This window comes from Candidatus Thermoplasmatota archaeon, from assembly GCA_029907305.1.
In the GTDB taxonomy this organism is placed as follows: domain Archaea; phylum Thermoplasmatota; class E2; order DHVEG-1; family DHVEG-1; genus JARYMC01.
In genome coordinates this window covers 1-9,016 of record JARYMC010000067.1, presented here as the reverse complement: position 1 = coordinate 9,016, position 9,016 = coordinate 1, and the positions used below count along the sequence as shown (strand labels likewise).

Sequence of the window (9,016 nt, the reverse complement as noted above, 5' to 3'; positions counted from 1 at the left end):
CAGAGTAAAAATAGCTAGTTGGGGGAGGCTAGAAGAGAACAGTTGTTCCAGTTTTATAATTATGCAAAAGGTCTATTCTATTATCTCCACAGTTGTTGTTTTACCAGCACCATTAGGTCCGAGAAAAGCAAAGATTTCACCTTTTTTAACTGAGAAAGATATATCATCTACTGCAACCAGGTCACCATATACTTTACGGAGATTAGAAACCTCTATCGCTATATCTTCAGGTTCAATTGCTTTTTCAAATGTTATCTTCCCATTTGCTGTACATCTTGGGCAGGTAACTCTTATAACCTGTCCCGGTTCACCAAAAAATGTGAATACCTTTTTACAACTTGGGCATCTAACTGTTTTCTTCATCATATATATTTTCTCTTTTTTTGATAAATATTTTTATAGAGAATACGCCCATATAAAAACAGGTATTTATCCTTTACCACACAGATTTACATGAGTTTTTTTTCAAGTATTTTCATGTTTTTATCCAACTTATACAATATTGGTATACCAGTTGGTATCTCAAGATTAGGTATATCCTTCTCAGAAATATTTTCCAAAAACATGGTTATTGACCTAAGACTATTGCCATGTGCGACAACAAGTATTGTTTTATCTTTTTGAATATCCTTTAGAATATAGTTTTTAAAATAAGGTATAGTACGCATAGTAGTATCCTTCAAGCTCTCTCCACCAGGAGGATTGACATCATAGCTACGCCGCCAGAGATGCACCTGAGCCTCACCATATCTCTTCATCATCTCAGCTTTGTTTAATCCTTGGAGTTCGCCGTAGTATCGCTCTGCCAAATCAACCGACTGATAGATAGGCAATTCTTTGCTCTGATCCCCAGCATGGTGCTCCCAGTCACGTATCCTTTTTTCCTCGTGATAGATAATAGGTGTTTTCTTGCTATTTGACTTAATTAATATATAATGCAAAGTCTGTATAGAACGTAACATATGAGAAACATAAATAACATCAAATTCAACATCTTTGAGTTTCTCCCCAGCAGATATAGCCTCATCAATACCCTTTTTCGAAAGAGGAACATCAACCCATCCAGTAAAACGGTTTTCTAAATTCCATACAGATTGGCCGTGCCGCACAAGTATTAGTTGAGCCATTTATTCCATCTCCGCAAAATCGTATCTCACAGAAGGTTATAGTATTTTTTCTTTTGGATGTTTACTCAGATTTTTATTTCTATACCAACTGGACAATGATCAGAACCCATCACATCCTGCAGGATGAAAGCATTTTTTACTTTAGGCATAAATTCTTTGTTTACAAAAAAATAATCAATCCTCCAACCAACATTGCGTTCACGCGCACCTGTTTTCATATCCCACCAAGAGTATTGGTTTGGTTCTTTGTTAAAATACCTAAAAGTATCTATGTAGCCATGGTCGATGAACGTGTCAATCCATGCCCTCTCAATTGGTAAGAAACCAGATATTTTTTCGTTTTCTTTTGGCCTAGCCAAATCTATTTCCTTGTGCGCAGTGTTGAAGTCACCACAGACTATGATGTTTTTTCCTTTTGCTTTTAGGTTATCAGCGTATGAGAGAAAGGTATCATAGAACTTAAGTTTGTAATCAAGTCTTTCCGGTCCTTGTTTACCATTCGGAAAATATATGTTGAACAATGTGAACGACTTGTATTCTGTAATAAGAATTCTACCCTCTTTGTCGAATTTATCTATCCCAAAACCTGTTTTCACGCTAATTAGTTTTATTTTTGTGTATGTTACTACACCACTGTATCCCTTGTGCTCTGCAGGATTCCAAAAAATATGATAGCCAGGCATGTTTCTAAGATGAGGTGGTACCTGTTCTGGCGAAGCCTTGATTTCTTGTAAACAAAGGATATCGGGTGATGTTTTTATGAACCAATCAAACAGTCCTTTTTTATCAGCTGCGCGGATGCCATTTACATTCCAGCATAAAAGTTTCATATTACTCGTATATAGAACTATGAGATAAGATTAATCTTTATGTATGCAATACCTCATTGAAAAACTTGGGTGATATTGTTGAAACACGTGCATTATACTGATGTTGAGTTGGAAGAGCCATCTGAACAGGGAATAAAAGATATGAAAGTGCGGTGGCTTATTTCAAAAAAGGATGGTGCTGAGAATTTTGCTATGCGTCTTTTTGAGGTTGAACCTGGTGGTTATTCCCCTTTGCATCAGCATGATTGGGAGCATGAGGTTTTTATTTTAGAAGGAAATGGCGTTGCGTTTGATAGGGTTCATGAAAAACCGTTTAAACAGGGTGACGTGTTTTTTATTAAACCTATGGAGTGGCACCAGCTTATAAACAGAGGGAAAAAACCATTGAAATTTCTTTGTTTGATTCCTTATAAAAATAAATGAAAATATTCAAAAAGATTTTTGATATTATGACAGCAAAAAAGAATAATTGGGGAGAGTTTTGTGTTTGAGCTAGTATATATTATTTTAGCTACTGTTGTTGTTTCACTTATCTCTTTTGTTGGTGTTATTACGTTAATTTTAAAAAACTCAGTATTGAATAAAATCTTACTTGTTCTAGTTGGACTGTCTGCTGGTGCTTTAATGGGTGGTGCTTTTCTGCATCTTCTACCTGAAGGTATTGAAAGTAGCGAAAAATTTGGTATGTCTCTGCTTGATGTGTTTCTTTTTGTTCTTGTTGGTTTTATTTTGTTTTTTGTTGTAGAGAAAGTTCTTCATTGGCGTCATTGCCATAGGGGAGAATGTGATGTACATACCTTTCGTTATATGAACCTTCTTGGGGACTCTATTCATAATTTTATTGATGGGATGATTGTTGCTGCGAGTTTTATGTCCTCAATCCCGCTTGGTATAACTACTACTATTGCGATATCAACCCATGAAATACCTCAAGAGATTGGTGATTTTGGTGTTTTGATTTATGGTAGTTTTTCTAAGAAAAAAGCAATTACATTAAATTTTCTTGTGGCATTAACAGCTGTTGTTGGTGGTATAGTTGGATATTTTATTTCTAGTGGTGTTGAAAATGTAGTTTTGTATATTCTTCCTTTTGCGGCTGGAGGTTTTATCTATATTTCAGCAACGGATCTAGTTCCTGAGATTAGGAAAGAACTTGATTTTAAAAAATATATGGTTACGCTCACTGTTTTTATTTGTGGTATACTTCTCATGTGGTTTACTAAGATCATGTTCCATGAGTGAAACATAATAGTTGTTCCATCTAGTTTTTCTTATAATTTACATGATGAGATGTAGTATTCTGAATGCTATACCGCCTATTAGTATTGCTAGTGTTATTTCAAAAAATGTTATGCTGATTGCGCGTTTCCAACCAGCCTCTTTTACTATGGCTGCAATTGTTGCGATACATGGTATATAAATCATTATTACTAAAGCAAAGATGATCATTTGTAAAGGTGACATTACCTGGCTTATGTTGGTTGTTCCCGCAGCTGTTGCAAGTAGTACAAGTGCTGCTTCTTTTCTTAAAACACCAAATATGAACAAGAAACCAGTGAAAGCTGGTAAACCTAGCCATACGACTGTTATCGGGCTTAATAAATCAGAGATAGCTGAGAGTACGTTTGTTAATCTCATGGCTTCTACAATAATGCTACCTAGTATGATTAATGGTACGGCTGTTAAAACAAATGGTTTGAATCTCACCCATGCTTGTTTGATTATAACTCTAGATGATGGTGTTCTATATGGTGGCATCTCCATTATGATTCCTACAGATGAGCCTGGTATTATCTTATTTAACAGTCTGCCTATAAGGAAGATTAATATGAAATCAAATATGTATAAAGCGACTGCCCAACCAATACCTACATAGGCACCAACTAGACCAAGAATAACCACGGTTCTCGCTGAACAAGGAATTAGTGTTGATAGTATCAAAGCGATGTATCTGTCTCTATTGGTTTCAAGGATTCTACAACCTGCACAGGCAGGTACATTGCATCCAAAAGCAACTAGTAGAGGCATACATGCTTTGCCGTGGAGACCCATTGTGTGACATGGTCGATCCATTAGATATGCGACTTTTGGTAAATACCCTGAGTCCTCTAGGATACCTAATATAATGTAGAAAGGTAGAATAAAACCCAGAGCGACTCCGAGTGATGCATAGAAACCAACTACACCCCCATTCCATGCAAGCTCTGGCCAAAAACCTGAGATTTGAGGTCTAAACTGCTCAAAAAAGTTCTGTAAGACTTCTGATAACCATCCTCCGAACAAAGATATGAAACTAAGGATAGCGAACATTATTAAGAATAAAACAACGTAACCACCGATGCTGTGCATACTTAATGCATCTAGGCGTTCCCCCCAGGATGGTTTCTGTGGCTGCTCATGTGTCTCAATTTCTTTTACTATTTTTGCGGCAGTAGCATAACGCTCAGATGCTATCACAGTTGCACACGGTTCTTTGTGTATCTCTTCTATTTCTCTGGAAAAAGTTTGTGCTAATTTAACTACATCTGGTGCTTTTTTTTCTACTATTTTTATTATCTCTAAATCTTCTTCTAAAAGTTTAATTGCAATCCAGCGCAGTGGGTAACCAATATTTGTTTGTCTAAGTGTCTCTTCAATTTTTTCGATTCTTTTTTCAATCTCTGAACCATATCTAATTCTTGGTTTTTTTACTGTTGTTTTTTGATTAATGATTTTAAGGGATTCATCAGCAATTTCATGTACCCCTATTCCTTTTGTTGCAACTGTTTGAACAACAGGTACGCCGAGAATGTCGCTGAGAAGCTGATAATTTATGTTTATCCCTTTTTTCTTAGCGACATCTATAAGATTTATAGCAAGAACCAGTGGTATCTGCATCTCTATTAGTTGAAGTGTAAAAAAAAGGTTCCTCTCAAGAGCTGTTGCATCAACAACGTTTACTACTACATCTGGGTGACCTAGCGCTATATATTCTCTGGATATTAGTTCCTCCTGTGAATAGGTTGATAAAGAATATATGCCAGGTAGGTCAATAACCTTAATTCGTTTATCATGGTGAACTAATATTCCTTCTGCTTTTTCAACAGTTTTACCAGGCCAGTTACCAATAATTTGTCCAAGGCCTGTTAGTTGATTGAATATTACGCTTTTGCCAACGTTTGCATTACCAGCGAGTGCTATAGTAATATCTGTTTTTTCCATCTAGTTTTCCTCTAGTTGAACAAAAATCTTCTCGGCGATGCCTCGTCCAATAACGATTTTGCATCCTCTAACACAGACCTCAATAGGTCCTTTTAATGGTGCCTCACGTACAAGAGAAATGCTTGTTCCGTTTGTTAAACCAAGGTCGCAGAGTCTTTGAACAACATTTCTTCCACCTCTAATAAAAGCGATCTTGCCTTTTTCATTTGGTTTAAGACTGGTTATAGGGACGATTTTTTGTTTGCGTTTATCCCGACTTGAAACATCTTCAGATATGCATTCATTACAGTTGTTTACATTTATATTACATGGTGGTATCGGTGAACCATGTGGGCATTCAGTTGGTACCCCTAGTGTTTTGCATAATGCTTGTTCTGTTTCATCATTTATTACATGCTCCATTTTACAGGCTTGATCATGGACTTGTTCCATTGGTATATGTAGAATTTTATCAAGAAAAACCTCAAGTAGTCTATGTTTTCTTTTAATTCGTGTAACTATGTTTTCTCCTTTTTTTGTTAGAGATGCGCCCTGGTATGGTTCGTATTTAACAAGACCATCTCTATCCATTCGTTGTAAGACTTCTGTTACGCTAGCTGGTGCGTTGTGTAATTTTTTTGCGATCTCTGTTGTTTTTGCTTTACCTTCTAGTCCAGCAAGATCGTAGATTGCTTCTAGATATTCTTCGGTTTGTTCCTGTGGCATAAAATTTCACTATATGGAGTATATTGTATTGTCAAGAATATAAATATTTTGGTAGACCTAAATTTTGATAGTTTTTTGGAGATTATGTTAAACAAGAAAATTTTAAATAGATGTAATGAATATATATTCATAATAGGCTTATGCAAAGGTGAAACATGAACAAAGAAAATACGAAGGAACTTAAAGTTACGACAACGTTAGACAACATTCGACATAAAATTATTGTATTAAGTGGAAAAGGAGGCGTTGGAAAAAGTACGATTTCAGTAAATCTAGCTCTCTTACTCTCACAAAAAGGTTACAAAGTTGGATTACTCGATGGAGATATCCACGGCCCAAGTGTACCAAAGATTCTCGGCGTTGAAAATCAGAAACCACACTTTTCACAAGAAGGAGTCATCCCTGTATCTGCTACATCTAACTTAAAAATTATGTCCATGGCTTTTCTTCTTCCTGATAAAGACTCACCGATTATCTGGCGTGGACCAATGAAGATGGGCGCACTCAAACAATTTATCAAAGATGTTAACTGGGGCTATCTTGATTATTTAATCGTTGATTTACCACCAGGTACAGGCGATGAGCCTTTGAGCATTGCACAGTTAATACCAGATAGCGATGGAGCTATTATTGTAACAACACCACAAGATGTTGCATTGCTGAGTGTGAGAAAATCAGTAAATTTCGTAAAAAAAATGAATATACCAGTTATAGGAATTATTGAAAACATGAGTGGCTTCACATGCCCACATTGCAAAACAAACACGGATATTTTTAAAACAGGCGGGGGAATAAAAGCATCAAAAGATTTTAACATCCCTTTTTTAGGAAAAATCCCTATCGATCCACAGATCGTTAAGATGGGAGACGAGGGAAAAAACTTCATGTTTAATGATAAATCAACAACAACAATATTATTTAAAGAAATTGTAGAAAAAATCGAGAAAAAAATATCAGAAAAGAGGTGAAAAAAAATGCCATGTGGTGATGGAACTGGTCCATGGTGGACCCAGGAAAGATATTTGAGATGCTGGAGAACGCCTGGTTTTGGGCGTGGTTGGAGATATAGAATACCAATCACAGAACCTTTGATTCTGTCAAAAGAGGAACAAAAGAAGATTTTAGAAGAACAACTGAAAGAACTGGAAATCGAAAAACAAGAAATCACAAAAAAACTGAAAGAGCTTGAGGATGAAAAACTATGACTGGTGAACACGAAGGAAGAGATAATCTCACGGAGGAAACAAAGGATTTAGAACGAGCACGACAATCTTTAATTGAGGAATTAGAGGCAATAAATTGGTACCAGGAGCGAGTGGAGAACGTTAAAGATAAACAGTTGAAGAAAATACTTGAACATAATAGAGATGAGGAAAAAGAGCATGCAGCAATGCTTATCGAATGGATAAGAAAAAACGATAAAGAGCAAGAAAAAGCATTTATAGAGCATGATTAACTGTGCCACGACCAAGGCGTTGTAGAAGAGTCGGATTTTCACCAAATGTAACCTACTTTAAACCAGCAGGGGTACCATTAATTGACCTAGAATCATCTGTTCTCTCTGTCGATGAATTTGAAGCAATACGACTAAAAGACCTGGAGGGATTAGAACAAGAAGAAGCGGCACAGATGATGAACATATCGCAACCTACATTTCATCGTTTACTCTTAACGGCAAGGAAAAAGATAGCTGACGCCATTGTTAAAGGAAAAGCAATAAAAATTGAAGGAGGGAACTATGAGATTGTTAACTCATTATCAAAAAAAGGATATGGGAAATGTTACAGAGAGGGGTCATAAAAAATGAAAATAGCTGTCGCATCTGATGATAGAATAACCATAGCTGATCATTTTGGTAGAGCAACAGGTTTTGTGGTATTTGAAATTCAGAATAATGAGATAGTAAAACAAGAATACAGAGAAAATATCGGTAAAAGCACGGGGGGATGCCAAAGCTGTGATCACGAGACAATGATTAAAAACATCAAAGATTGTGCTATGGTAATTAGTTATGGTATGGGGCGAAGGATCTATAATGATTTAATGAAGAATAATATTCAGCCTGTAGTAACTAATGAAAAATCTGTGGTAGATGCGATAAATAAATTCATAAAAAATGAACTAGATAATAGGGTTGATAAGTTACATTAATGATTATCTGATGGTTTTCTTTAGGAAGCTTTTTGATATGAATGAGAAAAGAGCAGAGATGTTCAATAAAAAGGCGGCTAAACCAAAATATAAGGCAGATCAAATTATCGAAAAACTTGATTTGAAACCTGGGCAGATAATTGCTGATATCGGGTCTGGTGGAGGATATTTTACATATAGATTTGCTAACATCGTTGGAGAGAATGGAAAGGTTTACGCTGTTGATACAAACGAAGAACTTTTAGAGTTTATAAAGAAACAAGTAAAAGAAAAAGGATTAACCAATGTTGTTACTGTACTCACTAAATCAGAACATCCCAGTTTACCAAAACATACATTTGATTATATTTTCATGAGAAATATGACTCATCATTTGTCGAACCGGGTTGATTATTTCAAGAGATTAAAAGATGTTTTAAAAACTGATGGTAAAGTAATCATAATCGAATATGATGGCAGAGGAGGATTTTTCAGTTTTCAAAGACTTCATCGACATTTTGTTCCTAAACAAACATTGATTGATGAAATGAAACAAGCAGGATATAAGATACACAAAAGTTTTGATTTTTTATCAGAACAATCCTTCACAATATTCTCAATAAACACATAAATAATTCACTTCAGTTTATTAGATGTTTAGGGAATGTATAAATAAGTGTTTGAAAATTACAAGTGCCCTGGTGATGAGGTCCACCGTGGCTTAAACCAAAACCGCTGTCAACAGCTGATGACTTCTATCATAAAAATTTCAGTGATGTTTATATGAAAATTCAGCTGTTGAATAAAATAAAAGACGCTGTAAGAAATATTTTGATACATCTGAACGAAAATTTGTTTTTTTATTTGAGATGCGATCCAAAAGTTGAATTTAATGTTTTAGTGAAAAGATATGATAACTGAAAAAGAGAAAAAGGAGCTAAAAAGATTGTATTTGTCAAGTTAGTTAGCTTTTCCTACGAGCTACTTGTATAAACCGAAAAATCCATGCAGATCTTCATCCAT

Annotated in this window: 12 protein-coding genes, 1 pseudogene and 1 riboswitch; of the genes and pseudogenes, 8 read left to right on the top strand and 5 right to left on the bottom strand. The window is 35.5% G+C overall.

Annotated elements, in window-relative coordinates:
• Positions 1-78 precede the first annotated feature (78 nt).
• From QHH19_05690 to xth, 3 genes and pseudogenes are all read right to left on the bottom strand, one after another.
• A pseudogene (locus tag QHH19_05690) lies at positions 79-237 on the bottom strand (ATP-binding cassette domain-containing protein).
• 212 nt (positions 238-449) lie between these two features.
• Positions 450-1,127, bottom strand: a complete 678-nt coding sequence (locus tag QHH19_05685; protein ID MDH7517818.1) for a 2,3-bisphosphoglycerate-dependent phosphoglycerate mutase — start codon at positions 1,125-1,127, stop codon at positions 450-452.
• Positions 1,128-1,192: 65 nt separating this feature from the next.
• Complete coding sequence (xth, locus tag QHH19_05680; protein ID MDH7517817.1) at positions 1,193-1,957, bottom strand: exodeoxyribonuclease III; 765 nt, start codon at positions 1,955-1,957, stop codon at positions 1,193-1,195.
• Between the two features lie 69 nt (positions 1,958-2,026).
• On the opposite strand from xth, the gene QHH19_05675 reads away from it, so the two are divergent.
• Positions 2,027-2,380, top strand: coding sequence for a cupin domain-containing protein (locus QHH19_05675; protein ID MDH7517816.1), 354 nt, complete (start codon positions 2,027-2,029; stop codon positions 2,378-2,380).
• Positions 2,381-2,440: 60 nt separating this feature from the next.
• Positions 2,441-3,199, top strand: coding sequence for a ZIP family metal transporter (locus QHH19_05670; GenBank protein ID MDH7517815.1), 759 nt, complete (start codon positions 2,441-2,443; stop codon positions 3,197-3,199).
• A gap of 36 nt (positions 3,200-3,235) precedes the next feature.
• Here QHH19_05670 and feoB read toward each other — a convergent pair whose 3' ends face one another.
• Positions 3,236-5,158, bottom strand: a complete 1,923-nt coding sequence (feoB, locus tag QHH19_05665) for a ferrous iron transport protein B (protein MDH7517814.1) — start codon at positions 5,156-5,158, stop codon at positions 3,236-3,238.
• A complete protein-coding gene (locus QHH19_05660; protein ID MDH7517813.1) occupies positions 5,159-5,863 on the bottom strand; it encodes a DtxR family transcriptional regulator in 705 nt (234 codons plus the stop codon). It lies immediately after the preceding gene.
• Between the two features lie 155 nt (positions 5,864-6,018).
• Here QHH19_05660 and QHH19_05655 point away from each other — a divergent pair, with 155 nt between their 5' ends.
• From QHH19_05655 to QHH19_05630, 6 genes are read left to right on the top strand one after another with little or no spacing between them, the layout of a single operon-like run.
• Positions 6,019-6,831 carry an Mrp/NBP35 family ATP-binding protein gene (locus tag QHH19_05655; protein MDH7517812.1) on the top strand — a complete coding sequence of 271 codons (813 nt, stop codon included), beginning with the start codon at positions 6,019-6,021 and terminating at the stop codon, positions 6,829-6,831.
• A 6-nt stretch (positions 6,832-6,837) separates the two neighbouring features.
• Positions 6,838-7,068, top strand: a complete 231-nt coding sequence (locus tag QHH19_05650) for a DUF5320 domain-containing protein (protein ID MDH7517811.1) — start codon at positions 6,838-6,840, stop codon at positions 7,066-7,068.
• Positions 7,065-7,319, top strand: a complete 255-nt coding sequence (locus QHH19_05645; protein ID MDH7517810.1) for a ferritin family protein — start codon at positions 7,065-7,067, stop codon at positions 7,317-7,319. Before QHH19_05650 ends, QHH19_05645 begins: the two co-directional genes overlap by 4 nt.
• A gap of 2 nt (positions 7,320-7,321) precedes the next feature.
• Entirely contained in the window at positions 7,322-7,663 is a 342-nt protein-coding gene (locus QHH19_05640; protein MDH7517809.1) for a DUF134 domain-containing protein, read from the top strand.
• Between the two features lie 3 nt (positions 7,664-7,666).
• Complete coding sequence (locus QHH19_05635) at positions 7,667-8,014, top strand: NifB/NifX family molybdenum-iron cluster-binding protein (protein ID MDH7517808.1); 348 nt, start codon at positions 7,667-7,669, stop codon at positions 8,012-8,014.
• A gap of 37 nt (positions 8,015-8,051) precedes the next feature.
• A complete protein-coding gene (locus QHH19_05630; protein ID MDH7517807.1) occupies positions 8,052-8,624 on the top strand; it encodes a class I SAM-dependent methyltransferase in 573 nt (190 codons plus the stop codon).
• Between the two features lie 60 nt (positions 8,625-8,684).
• Positions 8,685-8,758: riboswitch (Fluoride riboswitch) on the top strand.
• The last annotated feature ends 258 nt before the right edge of the window (positions 8,759-9,016 follow it).

Excerpts from the sequence above, each read along its gene's own strand:
- QHH19_05635 (MDH7517808.1), top strand. The coding sequence starts at position 7,667 with ATGAAAATAGCTGTCGCATCTGATGATAGAATAACCATAGCTGATCAT.
- QHH19_05645 (MDH7517810.1), top strand. The coding sequence starts at position 7,065 with ATGACTGGTGAACACGAAGGAAGAGATAATCTCACGGAGGAAACAAAG.
- QHH19_05655 (MDH7517812.1), top strand. The coding sequence starts at position 6,019 with ATGAACAAAGAAAATACGAAGGAACTTAAAGTTACGACAACGTTAGAC.
- QHH19_05630 (MDH7517807.1), top strand. The coding sequence starts at position 8,052 with ATGAATGAGAAAAGAGCAGAGATGTTCAATAAAAAGGCGGCTAAACCA.
- QHH19_05685 (MDH7517818.1), bottom strand. The coding sequence starts at position 1,127 with ATGGCTCAACTAATACTTGTGCGGCACGGCCAATCTGTATGGAATTTA.
- feoB (MDH7517814.1), bottom strand. The coding sequence starts at position 5,158 with ATGGAAAAAACAGATATTACTATAGCACTCGCTGGTAATGCAAACGTT.
- QHH19_05660 (MDH7517813.1), bottom strand. The coding sequence starts at position 5,863 with ATGCCACAGGAACAAACCGAAGAATATCTAGAAGCAATCTACGATCTT.
- QHH19_05650 (MDH7517811.1), top strand. The coding sequence starts at position 6,838 with ATGCCATGTGGTGATGGAACTGGTCCATGGTGGACCCAGGAAAGATAT.
- xth (MDH7517817.1), bottom strand. The coding sequence starts at position 1,957 with ATGAAACTTTTATGCTGGAATGTAAATGGCATCCGCGCAGCTGATAAA.